The 18409-nt window shown below is 43.5% G+C and carries 24 protein-coding genes and 1 other annotated feature; of the genes, 23 read left to right on the top strand and 1 reads right to left on the bottom strand.

The annotated features are described in order from the left end of the window. Window positions 1–64: 64 nt before the first annotated feature. From ACQCT8_RS06165 to pheA, 17 genes are all read left to right on the top strand, one after another. Window positions 65–625, top strand: coding sequence for a Maf family protein (locus tag ACQCT8_RS06165; RefSeq protein WP_426869437.1), 561 nt, complete (start codon window positions 65–67; stop codon window positions 623–625). A gap of 64 nt (window positions 626–689) precedes the next feature. After that, complete coding sequence (radC, locus tag ACQCT8_RS06160; RefSeq protein ID WP_278239797.1) at window positions 690–1361, top strand: RadC family protein; 672 nt, start codon at window positions 690–692, stop codon at window positions 1359–1361. A 110-nt stretch (window positions 1362–1471) separates the two neighbouring features. After that, the gene (locus tag ACQCT8_RS06155; RefSeq protein ID WP_278239636.1) at window positions 1472–2476 is read left to right on the top strand and encodes a rod shape-determining protein; all 1005 of its coding nucleotides are present in this window, start codon (window positions 1472–1474) and stop codon (window positions 2474–2476) included. Window positions 2477–2508: 32 nt separating this feature from the next. After that, complete coding sequence (gene mreC, locus ACQCT8_RS06150; protein WP_426869435.1) at window positions 2509–3396, top strand: rod shape-determining protein MreC; 888 nt, start codon at window positions 2509–2511, stop codon at window positions 3394–3396. Continuing rightward, window positions 3393–3911: a rod shape-determining protein MreD gene (gene mreD, locus ACQCT8_RS06145; RefSeq protein ID WP_426869433.1), complete on the top strand. Its 519-nt coding sequence runs from the start codon at window positions 3393–3395 to the stop codon at window positions 3909–3911. Before mreC ends, mreD begins: the two co-directional genes overlap by 4 nt. Window positions 3912–3946: 35 nt before the next feature. Then, on the top strand, window positions 3947–4630 hold the full coding sequence (gene minC / locus ACQCT8_RS06140; protein WP_426869431.1) for a septum site-determining protein MinC: 684 nt from the start codon (window positions 3947–3949) through the stop codon (window positions 4628–4630). A 1-nt stretch (window position 4631) separates the two neighbouring features. Next, entirely contained in the window at window positions 4632–5432 is an 801-nt protein-coding gene (gene minD / locus ACQCT8_RS06135) for a septum site-determining protein MinD (protein WP_426869429.1), read from the top strand. A gap of 156 nt (window positions 5433–5588) precedes the next feature. After that, window positions 5589–6293 carry a peptidoglycan DD-metalloendopeptidase family protein gene (locus ACQCT8_RS06130; RefSeq protein WP_426869428.1) on the top strand — a complete coding sequence of 235 codons (705 nt, stop codon included), beginning with the start codon at window positions 5589–5591 and terminating at the stop codon, window positions 6291–6293. After that, window positions 6283–7128 (top strand): site-2 protease family protein, encoded by an 846-nt coding sequence (locus ACQCT8_RS06125; protein ID WP_426869424.1) that lies wholly within the window; start codon window positions 6283–6285, stop codon window positions 7126–7128. The genes ACQCT8_RS06130 and ACQCT8_RS06125 overlap by 11 nt, the downstream gene beginning before the upstream one ends. 85 nt (window positions 7129–7213) lie before the next feature. Continuing rightward, complete coding sequence (locus ACQCT8_RS06120) at window positions 7214–8647, top strand: ribonuclease E/G (RefSeq protein ID WP_426869422.1); 1434 nt, start codon at window positions 7214–7216, stop codon at window positions 8645–8647. 75 nt (window positions 8648–8722) lie between these two features. Then, window positions 8723–8798: a sequence feature (ribosomal protein L21 leader region), on the top strand. Window positions 8799–8813: 15 nt separating this feature from the next. Beyond that, a complete protein-coding gene (rplU, locus tag ACQCT8_RS06115) occupies window positions 8814–9122 on the top strand; it encodes a 50S ribosomal protein L21 (RefSeq protein WP_426869420.1) in 309 nt (102 codons plus the stop codon). Window positions 9123–9133: 11 nt separating this feature from the next. Further along, a complete protein-coding gene (locus ACQCT8_RS06110) occupies window positions 9134–9463 on the top strand; it encodes a ribosomal-processing cysteine protease Prp (RefSeq protein WP_426869418.1) in 330 nt (109 codons plus the stop codon). 16 nt (window positions 9464–9479) lie between these two features. After that, on the top strand, window positions 9480–9770 hold the full coding sequence (gene rpmA / locus ACQCT8_RS06105; protein ID WP_278239626.1) for a 50S ribosomal protein L27: 291 nt from the start codon (window positions 9480–9482) through the stop codon (window positions 9768–9770). 302 nt (window positions 9771–10072) lie between these two features. Then, window positions 10073–10627, top strand: a complete 555-nt coding sequence (locus ACQCT8_RS06100; RefSeq protein ID WP_426869415.1) for a Spo0B domain-containing protein — start codon at window positions 10073–10075, stop codon at window positions 10625–10627. 20 nt (window positions 10628–10647) lie between these two features. Continuing rightward, window positions 10648–11937, top strand: coding sequence for a GTPase ObgE (gene obgE / locus ACQCT8_RS06095; protein WP_426869413.1), 1290 nt, complete (start codon window positions 10648–10650; stop codon window positions 11935–11937). 16 nt (window positions 11938–11953) lie between these two features. After that, window positions 11954–12424, top strand: a complete 471-nt coding sequence (locus ACQCT8_RS06090) for an ACT domain-containing protein (RefSeq protein WP_426869411.1) — start codon at window positions 11954–11956, stop codon at window positions 12422–12424. A 23-nt stretch (window positions 12425–12447) separates the two neighbouring features. Next, window positions 12448–13305 carry a prephenate dehydratase gene (gene pheA, locus ACQCT8_RS06085; RefSeq protein ID WP_426869409.1) on the top strand — a complete coding sequence of 286 codons (858 nt, stop codon included), beginning with the start codon at window positions 12448–12450 and terminating at the stop codon, window positions 13303–13305. A 72-nt stretch (window positions 13306–13377) separates the two neighbouring features. Here pheA and ACQCT8_RS06080 read toward each other — a convergent pair whose 3' ends face one another. Beyond that, window positions 13378–13914, bottom strand: coding sequence for a transcription repressor NadR (locus ACQCT8_RS06080; protein ID WP_426869407.1), 537 nt, complete (start codon window positions 13912–13914; stop codon window positions 13378–13380). A gap of 129 nt (window positions 13915–14043) precedes the next feature. Here ACQCT8_RS06080 and safA point away from each other — a divergent pair, with 129 nt between their 5' ends. From safA to ACQCT8_RS06050, 6 genes are all read left to right on the top strand, one after another. Continuing rightward, on the top strand, window positions 14044–15339 hold the full coding sequence (gene safA, locus ACQCT8_RS06075) for a SafA/ExsA family spore coat assembly protein (RefSeq protein WP_426869405.1): 1296 nt from the start codon (window positions 14044–14046) through the stop codon (window positions 15337–15339). Between the two features lie 84 nt (window positions 15340–15423). Next, window positions 15424–15987, top strand: coding sequence for a YhcN/YlaJ family sporulation lipoprotein (locus ACQCT8_RS06070; RefSeq protein WP_426869403.1), 564 nt, complete (start codon window positions 15424–15426; stop codon window positions 15985–15987). Window positions 15988–16054: 67 nt separating this feature from the next. After that, a complete protein-coding gene (locus ACQCT8_RS06065) occupies window positions 16055–16363 on the top strand; it encodes a BofC N-terminal domain-containing protein (protein WP_426869401.1) in 309 nt (102 codons plus the stop codon). A gap of 195 nt (window positions 16364–16558) precedes the next feature. Continuing rightward, window positions 16559–17170, top strand: a complete 612-nt coding sequence (gene ruvA, locus ACQCT8_RS06060) for a Holliday junction branch migration protein RuvA (RefSeq protein ID WP_426869399.1) — start codon at window positions 16559–16561, stop codon at window positions 17168–17170. A gap of 31 nt (window positions 17171–17201) precedes the next feature. Then, the gene (gene ruvB / locus ACQCT8_RS06055; protein ID WP_426869397.1) at window positions 17202–18203 is read left to right on the top strand and encodes a Holliday junction branch migration DNA helicase RuvB; all 1002 of its coding nucleotides are present in this window, start codon (window positions 17202–17204) and stop codon (window positions 18201–18203) included. After that, window positions 18200–18403, top strand: coding sequence for a DUF2905 domain-containing protein (locus ACQCT8_RS06050; RefSeq protein WP_426869395.1), 204 nt, complete (start codon window positions 18200–18202; stop codon window positions 18401–18403). Before ruvB ends, ACQCT8_RS06050 begins: the two co-directional genes overlap by 4 nt. Window positions 18404–18409: the final 6 nt, after the last annotated feature.

The following is an 18409-nucleotide window of genomic DNA, read 5'->3' as shown; positions in this document are numbered from 1 at the left end:
CAATGGGGGATATGCTACAATAAGCGTATCTCCCATTCTAATTCCATGTTAAGAGGTGCCATTCATGTCCCAAATCATTTTAGCTTCGTCCTCACCCAGAAGAAAAGAATTACTCTCCTACTTACCCTTCCCATTTTCAGTTCACCCAAGTTCCTATGAGGAAACATTTTCACCAGATGAAGACCCTGAAAAAACAGTCCTCCGCCTCGCAGAAGGAAAGGCGGAGGAAGTAGCACGCCGATTTCCGCAATCGGTTGTGATTGGCTGCGATACGATTGTTGCAGGCAAAAAAATACTTGGAAAACCAAGGGATGAAAAAGAGGCAGTCAGCATGCTTGAAGAGCTGTCGGGTAACACTCATACTGTATGGACAGGCGTCTGCATCGTTTCACCGCTGCGTAAAGTTGAATTCGCTGAGCGGGTTGATGTAACATTTTGGCCGCTTAGCAAAGAAGAAATTACTGCCTATGCTAAAACAGCTGACCCTTATGATAAAGCTGGCGGCTATGGAATTCAAAGCGGAGGAGCTTTGTTTGTGAAGCATATAAAAGGAGATTATTACACCGTTATGGGCCTGCCTGTTTCCAGACTACATCGTGAGATCGCAGCTTTTATGCAAAGCTGATGCAGCTTTTTCCCCGGAAATTTAAGGAGGATACCTGTTGATTACCAAGCCTCAGACAACATTAATGATAAGGGATTTTGCTGAAGAAGACCGCCCCAGAGAACGCCTCATCACACAAGGCCCCCAAAGTTTATCCAATCAGGAGCTCATTGCTATCTTGCTCCGAACAGGCACTAGAAAAGAATCTGTCTTAAATCTTTCAAATCGTCTGTTACATCAGTTCGAGGGTTTACGTCTATTAAAAGAGGCCTCTCTTGAAGAAATTATGACAATCAGCGGGATCGGTCAGGCTAAAGCTGTCCAGGTAATGGCAGCGATTGAGATTGGCCGGCGTATTTCCAACCTGACCTTTGAAGACCGCTACGTAATCCGTTCGCCTGAAGACGGGGCGAATTTTCTAATGAATGATATGCGGTTTTTGCAGCAGGAGCATTTTGTCTGCCTTTATCTGAATACAAAAAATCAGGTGATGCATCAGCAGACCATTTTTATCGGCAGTCTTAATGCTTCCATTGTTCATCCGAGAGAGGTTTTTAAAGAAGCGTTCAGACGTTCAGCTGCCTCGATTGTTTGTGCACATAATCACCCGAGTGGAGACCCGGCGCCGTCGAAGGAAGATATTGATGTAACTAGAAGATTAGTAGAGTGCGGAAAGATGATAGGCATTGAAGTGCTTGACCATTTAATCATTGGAGATAAGAAGTATGTCAGCTTAAAGGAAAAAGGGTATATGTAACTCTGTTATTTTAATGTTGGGTGATATATAATAAAAGCTATGGTTTTTGCAAGAGTGCTAGAATAAAGTCAGGCACTTTTTAGCAGTGGAATTAGAAAGGGAGATACTCCATGTTTGGATCAAAAGATATTGGAATCGATTTAGGAACAGCAAATACACTCGTTTACATAAAAGGAAAAGGTATTGTTGTGCGCGAGCCGTCCGTTGTGGCTTTGCGCCAGGATACAAAAGATATTGTTGCGGTGGGAAATGAAGCGAGAAACATGATCGGAAGAACGCCGGGGAATATTGTCGCGCTTCGTCCGATGAAAGATGGCGTAATTGCTGATTTTGAAACAACATCTACGATGATGAAGTACTACATGAATCAGGCATTAAAAAACAGCGGATTTTCTTCACGCAAGCCTTATGTTATGGTCTGCGTGCCCTCAGGAATCACTTCGGTTGAACGCAGAGCCGTTATTGATGCAGCAAGACAGGCGGGAGCGCGTGATGCATTTCCGATTGAAGAGCCTTTTGCTGCAGCTATAGGCGCCAACCTTCCTGTATGGGAACCAACTGGAAGCATGGTTGTGGACATCGGGGGCGGAACAACAGAAGTAGCTGTTATTTCACTCGGCGGTATCGTCACAAGCGAGTCGATCCGCGTGGCAGGGGATGAGATGGATGATTCGATTATCTCCTATATAAGAAAGCAGTATAATTTAATGATTGGTGAGCGGACAGCCGAAATGATCAAAATTGAAATCGGTTCGGCTATTGTATCGGATGAGCCGAGAGAAATGGACATCAGGGGCCGTGATTTACTGACAGGTCTTCCTAAGACGATTCAAATTGCCGAAACAGAAATTACACAGGCTTTATCAGATACCGTTACTTCGATTATTGATTCAGTGAAGAGCACGCTTGAAAAAACCCCGCCGGAGCTTTCGGCTGATATCATGGACCGGGGGATTGTACTGACAGGCGGCGGCGCACTGCTAAGAAAGCTTGATGAAATGATTACACGGGAAACAGAAATGCCTGTGCATATTGCCGAAGAGCCTTTAGATTGTGTTGCAATCGGAACCGGAAAAGCATTGGACAATATTGATTACTTTAAAAAGCAAAAATAATCGCGTTTACTTTAATTGAGGTGTTTTAAATCATGCCCCCATTTTTTATGAACAAACGGCTTATTGTGCTCCTGCTCAGTATTATTCTGCTGGTTGCGCTAATTGGCTTTTCTTTAGGCGAAAGAGATAAAATTTCCTGGCCGGAGCAATTTGCAAAGGACATCGTAGGTTTTGGGCAGAATATCGCTTCCAAGCCAGCCGGATTCACGCAAGGCATCATCGAAAATGTACAGGACCTGACAAATACCTACTCTGAAAATCAAACGCTGAAAGCGAGATTGGAAGAATTGGTGCTTCTTCAAACTCAGGTGACGGACTTAACCCGTGATAATGAAGAGCTGCGTGAAATCGTAGAGATTGAAGAGAATTTACGGGATTTTAACGTTGTAAATGCAACAGTTATTGCAAGAAACCCTGATCAGTGGCAGGAATCTATTATTATTGATAAAGGCCAGATTAACGGAATTGAAAAAGACATGGCTGTTCAGACAGCAAGCGGTATGATCGGCAGAATAAAAGATACAAGCCAGTTTACTTCAACGGTGGAACTATTAAGTGCCAGAAATCCTAATAACCGCGTTTCTGCTTTAATTCAGTCAGAGGAATCCAATGTGTTTGGACTTGTGGAAGGCTTTGATCTTTCGCGGGATGAGCTGATGGTAAAAAAAATTCCGTTCGATCAGGAAGTTGAAGTAGGATCAAAAGTGATCACATCCGGGTTAGGCGGTGTCTTTCCTAAAGACCTGCTGATCGGGGAAGTCACAGAGGTGTCACCCGATGAATACGGACTCACCCAAACAGCTTATGTGAAGCCGGCGTCAAGCCTGTATGACCTGGAACATGTAATGGTCATTGAGCGGACAGCTGCAGGACAGGATGAAATTGAAGAGGACAGCCAGGGTGAGGAGGAAGAAGAATGACGCGTTTAATTCTTCCGATTCTTGGCGTTGTTATTTTTTACAGTGAGAGTATTTTTGCAACATTTTCTCCAATTGAAGCGTATGGCGAAACCAGATTTCTCGTTCCGCGCTTTTTGTTTTTATTTATCCTGCTTCTTAGCGTGTACTATAAGCCAAAAACCGCTTATATTTATGGATTTACCTTCGGGCTTTTATACGACGTGTTTTTTACAGGTATTATCGGCATTTATATGTTTTTATTTCCTTTATTGATATATATAGCTTTATATATATTGAAATTTATTACTCAGAACCTAATCGTAGTTGGACTGCTCGGACTTTTCCTTATTGCACTTATGGAATGTGCCGTTTACCAGTTTAATGTACTGATCGGGGTTGCTGGTATAGACTTTAAGACGTTTCTGACACAGCGATTATATTCCACACTCCTTTTTAATTCTCTATTTTTGCTGCTGCTTGCTTATCCTTTAAAATCATGGATCGGGAATTTGCAGCATGCACATTTGGAGGACTAACAAGAAAGTGAATGCAAGGGTATTGAGGTGAAAAAATGGGTAATCGGCAAAATGTCATGATTAAAGGTACAAAAGACGGCTTCATTCTAAAACTGGATGATCGTTGCGGGTATGACCTGTTAAAAGAAGAGCTGATTGAAAAATTAGCTGTACAATACAAGGCGATGGATGATCAGCATGTAATATCTGTGAAAATTGAAGCAGGTAACCGCTTTTTAACCGAAGACCAGCAAGAGGAATTAAGAGAAATTGTGAAAAGCCAAAAAAGTCTTATAGTTGATGAGATTCAAAGCAATGTGATTACGGTCGATCTCGCTGAACAAATTATCCGTCAGCGCGAGATGTCGACTATTGCAGGAATCGTCCGCTCCGGTCAGGTCATTGATGTGGAAGGTGACTTCCTATTGATTGGTGATGTAAACCCGGGAGGAATGATCAGAGCCGGCGGGAATATTTATATCTTGGGAACGTTAAAAGGAATCGCGCATGCCGGATGTTACGGAAATGAAGATGCTGTTATCGCAGCTTCACAAATGCTACCGTCCCAATTAAGAATATCCAAATATTTAAACCGTGCGCCTGATTTGGACAAAAATGATTATGATTCACATGAAATGGAATGCGCCTACATAGACGAAACAGAACAAATCGTGGTGGACCGGCTTCAGGTGTTAAGGCATATACGGCCGTTCATCACGAATTACAAAGGGGGAATGTAAAGTGGGCGATGCAATCGTTATTACCTCTGGAAAAGGCGGAGTAGGAAAAACGACCACTACCGCAAACCTTGGAACCGCTATAGCGATGCAAGGAAAAAAAGTTTGTTTGATTGACACAGATATCGGCCTGCGTAATCTGGATGTGGTTCTGGGTCTTGAAAACCGAATCATCTATGATTTAGTGGATGTAATTGAAGGACGCTGCAAAGTGCATCAGGCGCTTGTAAAAGATAAACGTTTTGATGATCTTCTGTATCTTCTTCCGGCTGCTCAAACGAGTGACAAGTCAGCTGTCGATCCGGCTCAAATGAGAGAGCTTGTGGATCAGTTGAAGCAGGACTATGACTACATTTTGATTGACTGTCCTGCAGGAATTGAGCAGGGCTATAAAAATGCGATTGCAGGTGCGAATAAAGCAATTGTGGTCACCACACCTGAACGCTCTGCTGTGCGTGATGCAGACCGGATTGTCGGACTGCTCGAACAGGAGGAAATTGACCCTCCCATGCTGATCATTAACCGGATCCGGAACCACTTGATGGAATCAGGCGATATGCTTGATATTGACGAAATTACCACACATTTGTCCATCGATCTTCTTGGGATTGTAGTAGATGACGACCAGGTAATAACAGCTTCGAATAAGGGGGAGCCTATCGCAATGAACCCCGACAATAAAGCATCATTAGCTTACCGGAATATTGCGAGGCGAATCCTCGGTGAATCGATTCCACTCATGTCATTAACAGAAGAGAAAAAAACGTTTTTTCAAAAGTTGTTTGGTTTTATGTCCAAAAAATAATGGATGTATACGAGCGGAAAGCCATTATAATCATTTATCTTATAGACAAGGTTTTCAAACTGACCCTCAAGGATGCGGGGGTCAGTTTTTTCATATTTTTCTTTTCTTCGCCATATGGTTAGAGTACAGAAACTGCTTAACAAGAGGAGTGAAAAGATGAGGCATCCATCATTGATCAAAATGCAAGCTGCTGAAAAAAGAAAGGGAAGAATCGGAAAAAGTACTCCGCGAAGAACTGCGCCAGCGCAAAAGCAGGAGCCCTCTTCATCTTCTCCGCAAGATCATGCATACTGGTTTGTGAACCGGCTGCTAGTTAAATCCATCGTGTCAGTAGTAATCGTTGCCGCTGCTCTTTGGATTCACGACCACCCGCAATCAATTCCTGACAAAGTAAAGGAACCAATTATTACATTAGCTGCTACTACTTTTTCCTTTGCTTCTCTCCAGGAAAAATGGGGAGGCTATCTTGGCTACTCTGAATCCGGGCCGCAATCAGCCGTATACAGCTCAGAATTGTTGTATGCCGCCCCTGTTTCTTCTTTTTCTGATTCAACTATGTCCAAGCAAGGCGATCAGCTGGTGATTTCAGCAGGAAAAGGAGAAAATGTATACGCAACTGAATCAGGTATTGTTCTTTACATAAGCACAGCTGAAGATGAAAAGATGATGGTGATTCAGCATGCTGATGATCGGGAAACAATTTACGAAGGGATTGATCCTGCCTCATTTCGTCCATTTGATCATGTGCAGCGCGGCCAAATAGTCGGACAAGTTGTGGGGGACGGGGGATTCATGTTTTCAGTTCGGGATAAGCAGGGCTTCCTGGATCCGTCTGAATTATTTTTAGAAAATGAACAGTAATGTCAGGATCAAACTATCCATTCATCCTTTAACCTGGTCGCTGGCCGGCATTTCTTTTGTAACCGGTCAGTTTATTTCCTTTTTCCTGTTATTTCTGATTATCGTGATTCATGAATGCGGCCACACAGCAGCTGCCTGGTACTTTCGCTGGAAGATCGTTTCCATCTCACTTCTGCCTTTTGGAGGGAAACTGGAAGTGGAAGGCATACTGGACCGTCCGCTTGCAGAAGAGCTTGCAGTCGTGGCGGCGGGCCCTATACAGCATGTTTTTATTGGGGCGGCAGCATTTTGGCTTCTTCAAGAGTGGTCGTACTACGCACTTTTCCAGCAAATTAATCTTACTTTGCTTCTATTTAATCTTCTTCCTATTTGGCCGCTTGACGGGGGCAGAATCCTTTTTTTACTTTTAGCTAAAATCACCTCCTATAAGCAGGCGGTGAAGGAAACAATTCTCATCAGCTTATCAGGTACAGCGGTCACATTTTTAATTGTATTTTTTTACCTCGGACTGACAGTTCAATGGGTGTTTGTGTTAGTTTACGTGGTATTTAGCTGCTTTTTACATTGGAAGCACCGTCATATTCTTGAAAGACAATTTTGGCTCGAACGGCTATCTAAACGTGCTCCGCCGGCACATCTGCCGCGGATGATCCATCTCACCTTGCAGGACCCGATCAGCCAAGTATTGCACTCACTGAAGAAAGGTCAAAGGGACATGATTATTATAAAAAATAATCAAAAAACAATCGGTCTGGTTCCGGATCATTCCGTTATTGAATATTATTTTAAACATGGAAACTCGTCCAGGACGCTGTCGTCCCTTCTTCAAAAATAAGCCTCTTCAGTTGATGCGTATGCTGCCTGGAGCAATCATGCTATACTGCAATCAACAGATTAATTTGAGAGGAAGAAAAGAAGCTTTGGAAAATCAGATTATTATTAATGCCAGAGAACGTGAAAAAAGATGGCTGTTTTTACAGGGAAATAAAGCAATGAGGTACGAGATTTACCCTCCTGATCAACCGTCTAAGGTCGGCAATGTGTATGCGGGGGTCGTGCACTCTGTAAAATCTTCTTTAAACGCAGCGTTTGTTTCTTTTGACAGCAGAAAAAACGGGTATCTTTCTCTCCAGGAAATTCCATGGGCAGCTAAAAAAGAACCCATCCACTCAGTGCTGCACCAGGGCCAGAAGCTGATGGTGCAGGTCCGTAAAGATGAATCCGAAACTAAAGGAGCGCTGCTAACCTGCAATATTGAATGTACAGGGAGAGGCATGGTGTATTTTCCTTATGGACAAAGTGTTACCATTTCGAAAAAAATTGAAAGCGGCTCTGCCCGTCAAAAGCTGGCGGCCTGGGCAGGGATTCAGCTTAAAGAAAGCGGAGGTTTAATTTTCCGTACCGAGGCTGAAGAAATGACCGACGAAGATCTGTCTAAGGAAATAGAGGATCTAAGAGGAACCATAAAAAAATGGGAACAAAAAATGAGTACATCCAATTCTTCAACCACAGCAGTTTTTGAACGGTCTGCCTTTAACGACAGCATTAAAAAACTGATCGGGCAGCATTCAAAAGGTACGATATGGGTGGACGATCCGGAGATGCATCAGGCTGTTAAGGAAATCCTGTTATCCAATCCATCGGTGCAATGGCAAGGTGAGCACTACAGAGGCGATGAAAATATCTTTCACTCAAAAGGCTTCCATTCTATTGATGAAAAGGTGTTAAAAAAAGTGGTATGGTTAAATGATGGGATTTCCATTGTAATCGAAAGCACTGAGGCCATGACTGTTGTCGATGTGAATTCAGGCAAGCTTGCGCGGTCGGGAAACAATCGGGATATGATCCGGAAAATAAATGAGCGGGCGGCTCTTGAATTGATGCATCAGCTTCAGCTTCGGGATATCAGCGGCATCGTCGCGATCGATTTTATTAACATGAATGAGCAGGAAGATATTAACTCTGTGACTAGGCTGATAGAAAAGCGTGCAGCTCAAGACTTTAAGCACGTAGAAGTAATAGGATTTACGCCGCTAAGTTTATTTTTACTCACCCGCAAAAAAACGAGGCCTTCGACAGAGGAATTAAGAACGGTCCGATGCCCTGTATGCAGTGGTAAAGGAAGAGTGCTCTCTCCTGAATCTCTTGCCTTTCAATTGGAACGTGAACTATTCGAGAAAAGAAGGGAAATTGATGTTGAAGTCGAGGTGGAAGCAACAAAAGAAATTATTGCTGCCTTTAATGGGAAAAATGGTTCATTTGCAAAAGAGTTAGAGGAATTACTTGGTTTTTCAATCGATTTTAAAGAGATTTCTCACAACCATCCTATTTATTCTATTAAACGGATTTCGTGAGTAAGAAATACGCTTAAAAACCGTTGACATGCGCCATTCATTTGTGATAACATTCATATGTTACTGTTTGTAGCACCCGTGCTACAACCGCGCATTACAGGTTTAAGTATCTTAAAAGATCACCTGTTAGATGGCGAGTCTGAGTGATTTAAGGAGGTGCAGGAGAATGTACGCAATTATTGAAACTGGCGGCAAGCAAATTAAAGTTGTTGAAGGCCAAGAGGTTTACATCGAAAAGCTGAATGTTGAAGCTGGCGAAGAAGTAACGTTTAACAAGGTTTTATTCGTAGGCGGAAGTGATGTGAAAGTTGGAAGTCCACTAGTGGATGGAGCAACGGTTACAGGTACTGTTGAAAAACAGGGTCGCGCTAAAAAGATCACTGTTTTCAAATACAAGCCAAAGAAAAACCAACATCGTAAACTGGGACATCGTCAACCATACACGAAAGTTGTGATTGGCAAAATCAACGCATAAGGCTGGATGATATGATACAAGTGATCATAGAACGTGACGATAACCGTATAAAAGCTTTTCAGATGGATGGACATGCTGATTGGGATGAGTCAGGAAAGGATCTGGTTTGTGCCGGTGCTTCTGCTGTTTCATTCGGAGCGGTAAATGCAATTTATGCGCTTACTGCTGTAGAACCGATCATTGAGCAGTCCTCTGGCGGAGGCTATTTGCGGATAGATCTTCCTTCTGATGCTGAAAAAGCTGATGATGAGCGGGTTCAGCTCCTGCTTGAAGGAATGATTGTATCGCTGCAATCGATCGAACGTGAGTATGGACAATATATCAAAATAACCTTCAAATAAGTGGGAGGTGGAGTAAATGTTAAGATTAGATCTTCAATTTTTCGCATCGAAAAAAGGAGTAGGTTCTACTAAGAACGGTCGTGATTCAATCTCAAAGCGTCTAGGCGCTAAGCGTGCGGATGGACAGTTCGTTACGGGTGGTTCAATCCTTTTCCGTCAGCGTGGAACTAAGATTTATCCTGGAGCTAACGTAGGACGCGGAGGCGATGACACTCTTTTCGCTAAAGCAGACGGCGTAGTGCGCTACGAGCGTGTAGGCCGCGATAAGAAGAAAGTCAGCGTATATCCTGTAGTTCAGGAAGCGTAAGGTATAAGAAACTCTGGCCGTATTCGGTTAGAGTTTTCTTTTTTTTCAGCTCAGCTTTCATTTACCGCTGGTTTTCTTCAGTGCATTAGACGACCGCTTTCGTGCTGAGAGGATGAGTGAATCCTTAAAAGTTTTGTACAGTGGCCATGCCGGCAAGTGATGGTTCCTGCTGCTAAAAGGACGCTTATCTATGAAATGATAAGAATTCTTCTAACAGCAGGAAGCGGCAACTTTTTTAGAAGTCCGGCCAAGGTTTTGGTATACTTAAGTACAGGATAATTGGTGATGGTAGGGGGATGCTGATGAAGGATGCAACTCATGCTCTTGAATTACTTCAGCACAGTCGGCATGATTGGATGAATCGTTTGCAAATGATCAAGGGCAATTTAGAATTAGAGAATATTGATCGGGCAAAGGAAATTATTGAAGAAATTATCATTGAGGCGAGACAGGAAGCGCAGCTGTCTTTGCTTGGTGCACCCATGCTATGCGAATGGCTGTTAACCTACAATTGGAAGCGGCGTTCTAATCTATGTTTAAAATTTGAGCTATTAAATCAGGGGAAAATCCCCCATGAGATGGATTCTCCTATTTTTTCATGGTTAGAGAGCACAGTTGGCAAGATAGAATCGATGGTTCCTGACCGTTCAGGAAACGAATTATATTTAATTTTCCAAGTGAATGAAGACAGTTCGTCATTTATCATTACACTCGAATATGAAGGCGGACCATTGAGCTCTCTGCCTGCCGCTGTCTTGGCTGAATCAGAAGGGCCGCAATTAAAATGGAATGACTGTTCGGAGGATTCTTTTATCGTGCAGACTTCATTCAACTGGGCTGAAAACCACGATCGTTAAAGAAATAAGGAGGATCACATATGTTTGTTGATCAGGTCAAGATTTATGTAAAAGGTGGAGACGGCGGGGATGGAATGGTTGCATTCCGCCGTGAAAAATATGTACCAAAAGGCGGTCCTGCAGGCGGAGACGGCGGACAGGGCGCAAATGTCGTCTTTATAGTGGAAGAAGGATTAAGAACCTTAATGGACTTTCGTTACCAGCGCCATTTTAAAGCCCCAAAAGGCGAAAATGGCATGTCAAAAAATCAGCATGGCCGCGGCGCTCAGCATATGGTTGTAAAAGTTCCGCCCGGCACGGTGGTAAAAGATGAAGCCAGCGGAGAAGTCATCGCTGATTTAACAGAGCATGGCCAGCAGGCAATTATTGCGAAGGGCGGCCGTGGAGGCCGGGGAAATTCCCGCTTTGCTACACCTGCCAACCCTGCGCCTGAGCTTTCTGAAAAAGGGGAGCCTGGCCAGGAACGAGAAGTGATTATGGAACTTAAGCTGTTGGCAGACGTAGGACTTGTTGGTTTTCCGAGTGTAGGAAAGTCCACTCTTCTTTCAGTTGTGTCCTCTGCTAAGCCGAAAATTGCAGAGTATCATTTTACGACAATTGCCCCAAATCTGGGAATGGTGGAAACAGAGGATGGAAGAAGCTTTGTTATGGCCGACCTTCCAGGTTTAATTGAAGGAGCACATACAGGAGTCGGACTCGGTCATCAATTTCTCCGCCATATTGAGCGGACGCGTGTAATTGTCCATGTGGTGGATATGTCTGCACTGGAAGGACGCGATCCATATGAGGATTATGTAACGATTAATAATGAATTAAAAGAATATAATCTTCGTTTGACAGAGCGTCCCCAAGTGGTTGTCGCCAATAAAATGGATATGCCGGAATCTGAAGAAAATCTGAAGATCTTCAAGGAAAAAGTGGGACCGGATGTAAAAGTGTTTCCGATTTCCGCTATTTCAAGACAGGGATTAAAAGATTTAACATACACAGTGGCAGATTTAATTGAACAAACGCCTGAATTCCCTCTTCAAGAAGCAGAAGTGGATGAGACCATCAATCGCGTTTTATATAAACACGATGGTGTGCAGGAAGAGTTTAAAATTTCTCGTGATCCGGATGGCAGCTTTGTCATTACCGGTGATTCAATTGAACGTCTGTTTAAAATGACTGATTTCAGCCGTGAAGAATCCATACGCCGATTTGCCCGCCAGCTGCGTGCTATGGGAATCGATGATGCGCTGCGCGACCGTGGAGCTGAGAATGGCGATACAGTTAAAATTGTTGAATTTGAATTTGATTTTGTAGATTAGTAACTGACACATTTATATGGGAGTGAAGACGGTGACAAAAAAAGTCCTGGATGAAAAATTTTACCTCGTCAGGGAAGATATCCTTCCTGAAGCCATGAAAAAAACGCTCGATGCTAAAGAACTGCTTGAGCGCGGGAAAGCCGATTCAGTTTGGGAAGCGGTGAGACAAGTCGATCTTAGTCGAAGTGCTTTTTATAAATATCGTGATACGGTTTTTCCTTTTCATACAGTGGTAAAGGAGCAAATCATCACGCTCTTCTTTCATTTAGAGGATCGATCAGGCACCTTGTCGGAACTCCTTGGTGTTGTGGCTACCTGTCAATGTAATATTTTAACGATTCATCAGACGATTCCGCTGCAGGGAAGAGCAAATGTGACGTTATCACTGAATGTTACAGATATGGCGGTTTCTTTGGATGAAATGATGTCGAGATTGAAGCGGCTTGAGTTTGTGGAAAAAGTAGAAGTGCTTGGGTCAGGTGCTTAAACATCCTTAAAAGAGGTGATCAGATGAAAGTTGCATATTTAGGACCTGAAGCTTCTTTTACGCACCACGCAGTAAAAAAAGCATTTGCAGAGGCCGAACTTGTGTCCTACGATACAATCCCTGATTGTCTGGAAGCCCTGACTGCTTCTCAGGCAGACAGAGCAGTTGTCCCGCTGGAAAATGCGCTTGAGGGGTCTGTCCCGATCACAGTGGATTATCTTTTTCATGATGTGGACGTTCATATTACAGCAGAACTCGTATCTCCCATTGAACAGCATTTAATGGTGCATCCGTTAAATCAATCCAGGTGGGAGAGTGTGAGTAAAATAAAGTCCCATTCCCATGCACTTGCACAATGCCATAAGTATCTTTATTACCGTTTTCGAGGCAGGACGCTTGAACCGTCCACGTCAACAGCCGCCGCGGCCCGTTACGTCAGTGAGCATCCGGATGAGAACGTGGGTGCGATTGGGAATGCTCTTGCTGCGCGTACATATGGGTTAACCATTGTAGAAGAAAACATACATGATTTTCACTTTAATCATACTCGATTTGTCGTGCTTTCGAGGGAGTCCTCAGCAGACAGCCTGGCTCTTGAAGGTGGTTCTCAAAAATCAACACTTATGGTGACGCTGCCTTCTGATGATAGACCAGGGAAACTGCATCAGGTCCTTTCCGCTTTTTCCTGGCGTCATTTAAATTTAAGCAAAATAGAATCCCGTCCGCTTAAGACGGGTCTTGGCAATTATTTTTTTATTATTGATGTTGAACAGGCAATGGAAGGAGTATTGATGAAAGGCGCTATTGATGAACTTGAAGCCGTTGGCTGCACAGTTAAAGTGCTTGGAAGCTATCAAAAATACTCTATACCCGCAAATTAAACAGCTTGAAAAACACAAAAGCCGCCGAAGTCCTTCCTGCTGCAAAGGATTCGGCGGCTTTTTTGCTGCTTATTAATCTTTAACCAGGATTCCTGCTTCATCCAGCGCATCTTCAATTTTCTGGAGCAAGGGTTCAGACTCACCTTCAATTTCATGCAAATGAATCCCGTCGGTCAGCTGGGATAAAAAAGAGGCATCTGTAGCAGTAATTTTCTCCATAAAATTCTTCACATCCGTTACGGTATGAAGCATCATGGAAGCAGTCAAATCTCCATACACCGGATGCTCGATTGACACATTCCTGATGGATGCACCACCCTCCACTATTATCAGCATCTCTTTTTCAGACTGCTCCGGCGTATGTTTGCAGACAATGGTTTTTGTGATTTTTGCAGTCTGCGGCTGAGGCATATAAAGGTAGCCCTGACTGGTCGCAAGTATCGGCTCCTGCTTTGCTTTTAATAGTGTAATATCACTGACAATCACCTGCCTGCTGACATTCATGACTGAAGCAAGCTCTCCTCCTGTTACAGGGGATTGAGAGTTCCTTAGCTTGTCTAAAATCTTTTGTCTGCGAATATCCCCATTTATTTTCCTGTCCCTTGGCATTTCTTCAACCTCTTTCACGATAATGTTTGTCGTAATTGTATCATAAGGTCCCTTTTGTTTGATAAAAAAGTGGCAAATATCCGCGTTAATCATAGGATATAAAGAATGATCCATAAAGGAGGGAATAGTGTGAAGATCCATGTTGTTCAAAAAGGAGATACATTATGGAATATCGCCAAAAAATATAATGTTTCTTTTGAAGAATTAAAAGCAGCGAACACGCAGCTTTCTAATCCGGATATGATAATGCCTGGCATGAAGATCAAGGTGCCATCAAATGGTAAAGCAAGTAAAGAAGTAGTGGTAAAAGAAACGGTAGTAAAAGAATCGGTGGTTGAGCATCCTTATGTAGAGCAGAAACCTAAAATGCAGTTTCAGCCAATGCCGATGCCCATTCCGCAGCAAAAACCAATTATGATGCAGCCGGAGATTGATATTCATCAAACATATAACCTGCAGCTGCACCAATCTCAGCCGCAGTACCATCAGCAGCCAATTCAAATGCCGATGCCTCATATGCCTTTACCGGAGCTTCCCAAAGCCCCTTCGCCTAAAAAAGAAGTGAAAAAAGAAGTAAAGCAAGAGACGAAAAAAGAAATGAAAGAAAAGCCTGCCGTAGAGGGAGTACAGCAAGGGATGCCGCAAATGCCGGAAGATTGTCAGCCTGTAACGCCTATTATGCCGGGAGATGGCTTTGACTATCCGTTTCCTCACCCTATGGGCATGCCTCAAGTTCAGGGAGCCCAGATGATGCCGCATCCACATCACGAAATGCATAATGATCACGGAATGATGCCCTCTCCTCAGGTTCAAGGTACGCAAATGATGCCGCATCCACATGATTGCATGGAAATGCCTCAATGGAATCCTCAGCAGACTGCAGGAGCGGGCCAGCATATGAAAAAACCATGCGGCTGCGGAAATCAAATGCATCATCCGCACCATATGCACCAGATGAATCCATGGGGCCAGCAGATGCCATATGGCAATAACCCGCATATGGGAGGCTATGGACCTGGAATGAATCAGCCTTTTATGGGAATGGGCAATATGCCTATGGGCCAGCCTGAACAGAATGGAGTTCAGGGCATGATGTACGGTCAAGGAATGGATCCTGGCATGAATGGTCAGGGAACGAATGGAATGATGATGAACGGCCAGGGAATGGATCCTGGGATGATGATGAACGGCCAGGGAATGAATGGAATGATGAACGGTCAGGGAATGGATCCTGGAATGATGATGAACGGCCAGGGAATGAATGGAATGATGATGAATGGTCAGGGAATGAGTCCTGGAATGATGAATCAAGGTCCTGGAATGATGAACAGTCAGGGGTTTGAGCCATACGGAATGCCGGGAATGAATCCGGGCATGATGCAGCCAATGCCGCGTTTTTATGAAGAAAAAGACGAAGGTAAGTAACATAGATTTTCCAATCAAGAAGACGATCCCTTCGTCTTCTTTTTACATACAAAAAACGGTATTAATTGGACAGGTGACAAAGGAATGAACCTTATCATTTTATCAAAAGCTATCCATAAACAAATGGAGGGCAATCAAATGAAAAAATATGCAGGACTATTATTTTTCATGTTTATTATGTCAGGCTGTTATTCAGATTATCAAGGAGCAGATCCTCACCAGAAGCCGCCTGTACTCTCAAGAGAAAATGACCGGTTTGATCAAAATGAAGATCGGGATATCAAGGAGCTGGATGGTTTATGGGTACAGAATTCAGGAGCAAGGGAACAGATCCATCAAGGAGAATTTTCAGATCAGCTGACCAAGCTGGTGGAAAAAATAGACGGTGTGGATTATGTGAAAGTGATCGTTCATGAAAAGGAAATAGCTGCAGCAGTCACCCACTCAAATGATGAAGATGTTGAAACACAAGTATATAACGTGGTGAGAGATCATGCAGGAGATGACTATGAGATTTATGTGTCACAGGATAAAGCAGCGTACCGGGCAGCTCAGGGAGTGGATCGGGGTCTGCGCATAGGCTATGATGAAAAATGGGAACATGAGAACATGGAAGTATTAAAAGAGCTAATGACAAAAATGTCATAATTCAGATGCCTTTTTATGTATAAAGGAGTGATTCTATAGGGACACTACCTTTAAGGAGGTGTTTGAATTGATCAAGCTTGTATCAAATGTACTTTTTGCAGCTTTTGCGCTTTTCCTACTAAATGGATTAACATACCACACTGCTTTTGGAGAAGAAGTACACACCATTTCTGTAACGCTTGAGACCATTTATGAGGATGGAGACAAAAAAGTAGAGACACGAACGGAGGAAGTAATGGCAATGGAGGACTTCTGGGCGAAGTATACAGCCTGGCAGCTTGTCACCATGTCAAAAGAAGAAGTGGTTTTCCGATCACAGGTAGAAGAATTATCCCCGCTGGCTATTTACAGTGGTTACAGTACTATATCACCTTAAAACAGCCGACTCGTGATGCCGGCTGTTTTTTGTTTGAATTAAAATGGTCCCTTAGGTTCTATAATTGCTGAAGAAAACGCAAAGGTCTGTTAAGATAAGAACAGACGTTTTGTTTTTCTGTCACAAATTCATTAAATTATCTTCAGATAAAAATATGATACAATGAAGAATGGACTTGAAGGGACGAATTTAGAAATGTATGAATACATAAAGGGTGAAATCGCATCTATTAGTACAGAATATATTGTGCTTGACCATCAGGGGATTGGCTATCAGCTATTTATGCCTAATCCATTTGTTATGTCCCCAAAACAGGGGAAGCCTGCTCAACTATACATCTATCAGCATGTACGCGAGGACCAGATTTCATTATTTGGTTTTCCTTCGATGGAAGAAAAGCTGCTGTTTATGAAACTTCTCAACGTGTCAGGCATTGGACCAAAAGGAGCTTTGGCGATTTTGGCTTCCGGTGCGCCTGAGCAGGTTATCCAGGCAATTGAAAATGAAAACGAAACCTTCTTAACGAAGTTTCCAGGTGTAGGCAAGAAAACAGCCAGACAAATGATTCTGGATTTAAAAGGGAATCTTCAGGATGTTGTGCCTGACTATTTTCCAAACCTTTTTGCAGATCCTGACCGTAATGTCTTCACTGATAAAAAAGAACTGGAAGAAGCGCTTCTTGCTTTAAAAGCCCTTGGCTACTCAGAGCGCGAGGTAAAGAAATTGGAGCCTGCGCTGCGTAAAGAAACATTAACGACCGACGAATACATTAAAAAAGGATTGCAGCTGATGCTGAAGCTGTCGTAAGGAACCGAAAAAGTGGAGGGGGGACCGAAGAATGGAAGACCGGATTTTATCAAGCGAAGCGGAAGATACCGAAGAACAATCGTTTGAACAAACACTGCGGCCGCAGCTTCTAGAAACGTATATTGGACAGGACCGTGTGAAAAGCAACCTCGAGATTTTTATACAAGCAGCCAGAAACAGGGAAGAAACGCTTGATCATGTTCTTCTCTATGGTCCTCCGGGTCTGGGGAAAACAACCTTGGCATCTGTTATTGCAAACGAAATGGGCGTGAATATGCGTACGACCGCCGGACCGGCGATAGAGCGCCCGGGGGATCTTGCCGCTATATTGTCCTCATTGGAGCCAGGCGATGTACTGTTCATTGATGAGATTCACCGTCTGCCCAGGGCAATTGAAGAAGTTCTTTACCCGGCGATGGAAGATTTCTGCCTTGATATTGTAATCGGCACCGGACCCAGTGCCCGTTCTGTCAGGCTTGATCTTCCGCCGTTCACTCTGGTTGGCGCCACGACAAGAGCGGGGGCCATCTCAGCGCCGCTTCGGGATCGTTTTGGGGTGTTAAGCAGACTTGAATATTATGAAGAAAAAGATTTAATAACCATCGTTGAGAGAACATCGAGCATTTTTAATACCGAAATCGATCGCGAGGGCGCCCTTGAAATTGCCAGAAGGTCCCGTGGAACTCCGCGTATTGCAAACCGCCTGTTAAAAAGAGTGCGGGATTATGCTCAGGTCAGAGCGGAGGGGGCGATCACTTTTCCTATCGCTCAGGAGTCGCTTGAACTTCTTCAGGTAGATCAGCTTGGACTCGATCACATCGATCATAAACTTCTCCTGGCGATCATCGAGCGCTTTAAGGGAGGTCCGGTAGGTCTTGACACCATCGCTGCAAGCATTGGGGAAGAGTCTGCCACCATTGAAGATGTCTATGAACCGTACTTGCTGCAGATCGGATTTTTGCAGCGTACCCCAAGAGGGAGAATGGTGACAGACAGTGTATATCATTATTTTAATATGGAGCTGCCCCAATGACTTTACCTAAAACCATTATGCTGATTGGTGCAGTCCTTCTGGTGGCAGGATTTGTAATGCAATTTATTAAACTTGGCAAATTGCCTGGTGATATTGTTATAAAACGTGAAAACATGACTGTTTATTTTCCGATTGTTACGTCAATTGTAATTAGTGTGATTCTGACAGGAATCTTCTTTCTTATCGGTCGTTTTCGCTAAAGTTAG

Source organism: Jeotgalibacillus proteolyticus (assembly GCF_050107735.1).
Classification (GTDB): Bacteria; Bacillota; Bacilli; order Bacillales; family Jeotgalibacillaceae; genus Jeotgalibacillus; species Jeotgalibacillus proteolyticus_A.
Note: the sequence above shows the minus strand (reverse complement) of the source record. Positions and strands in the feature narration are given on the sequence as shown.

Excerpts from the sequence above, each read along its gene's own strand:
- ruvA (WP_426869399.1), top strand. The coding sequence starts at position 16,559 with ATGTATGAATACATAAAGGGTGAAATCGCATCTATTAGTACAGAATAT.
- minC (WP_426869431.1), top strand. The coding sequence starts at position 3,947 with ATGGGTAATCGGCAAAATGTCATGATTAAAGGTACAAAAGACGGCTTC.
- ACQCT8_RS06080 (WP_426869407.1), bottom strand. The coding sequence starts at position 13,914 with ATGCCAAGGGACAGGAAAATAAATGGGGATATTCGCAGACAAAAGATT.
- ACQCT8_RS06090 (WP_426869411.1), top strand. The coding sequence starts at position 11,954 with ATGGGAGTGAAGACGGTGACAAAAAAAGTCCTGGATGAAAAATTTTAC.
- ruvB (WP_426869397.1), top strand. The coding sequence starts at position 17,202 with ATGGAAGACCGGATTTTATCAAGCGAAGCGGAAGATACCGAAGAACAA.
- ACQCT8_RS06050 (WP_426869395.1), top strand. The coding sequence starts at position 18,200 with ATGACTTTACCTAAAACCATTATGCTGATTGGTGCAGTCCTTCTGGTG.
- mreC (WP_426869435.1), top strand. The coding sequence starts at position 2,509 with ATGCCCCCATTTTTTATGAACAAACGGCTTATTGTGCTCCTGCTCAGT.
- mreD (WP_426869433.1), top strand. The coding sequence starts at position 3,393 with ATGACGCGTTTAATTCTTCCGATTCTTGGCGTTGTTATTTTTTACAGT.
- pheA (WP_426869409.1), top strand. The coding sequence starts at position 12,448 with ATGAAAGTTGCATATTTAGGACCTGAAGCTTCTTTTACGCACCACGCA.
- rplU (WP_426869420.1), top strand. The coding sequence starts at position 8,814 with ATGTACGCAATTATTGAAACTGGCGGCAAGCAAATTAAAGTTGTTGAA.
- rpmA (WP_278239626.1), top strand. The coding sequence starts at position 9,480 with ATGTTAAGATTAGATCTTCAATTTTTCGCATCGAAAAAAGGAGTAGGT.
- radC (WP_278239797.1), top strand. The coding sequence starts at position 690 with ATGATAAGGGATTTTGCTGAAGAAGACCGCCCCAGAGAACGCCTCATC.
- obgE (WP_426869413.1), top strand. The coding sequence starts at position 10,648 with ATGTTTGTTGATCAGGTCAAGATTTATGTAAAAGGTGGAGACGGCGGG.
- ACQCT8_RS06155 (WP_278239636.1), top strand. The coding sequence starts at position 1,472 with ATGTTTGGATCAAAAGATATTGGAATCGATTTAGGAACAGCAAATACA.
- ACQCT8_RS06130 (WP_426869428.1), top strand. The coding sequence starts at position 5,589 with ATGAGGCATCCATCATTGATCAAAATGCAAGCTGCTGAAAAAAGAAAG.
- ACQCT8_RS06070 (WP_426869403.1), top strand. The coding sequence starts at position 15,424 with ATGAACCTTATCATTTTATCAAAAGCTATCCATAAACAAATGGAGGGC.
- ACQCT8_RS06110 (WP_426869418.1), top strand. The coding sequence starts at position 9,134 with ATGATACAAGTGATCATAGAACGTGACGATAACCGTATAAAAGCTTTT.
- ACQCT8_RS06165 (WP_426869437.1), top strand. The coding sequence starts at position 65 with ATGTCCCAAATCATTTTAGCTTCGTCCTCACCCAGAAGAAAAGAATTA.
- ACQCT8_RS06125 (WP_426869424.1), top strand. The coding sequence starts at position 6,283 with ATGAACAGTAATGTCAGGATCAAACTATCCATTCATCCTTTAACCTGG.
- ACQCT8_RS06100 (WP_426869415.1), top strand. The coding sequence starts at position 10,073 with ATGAAGGATGCAACTCATGCTCTTGAATTACTTCAGCACAGTCGGCAT.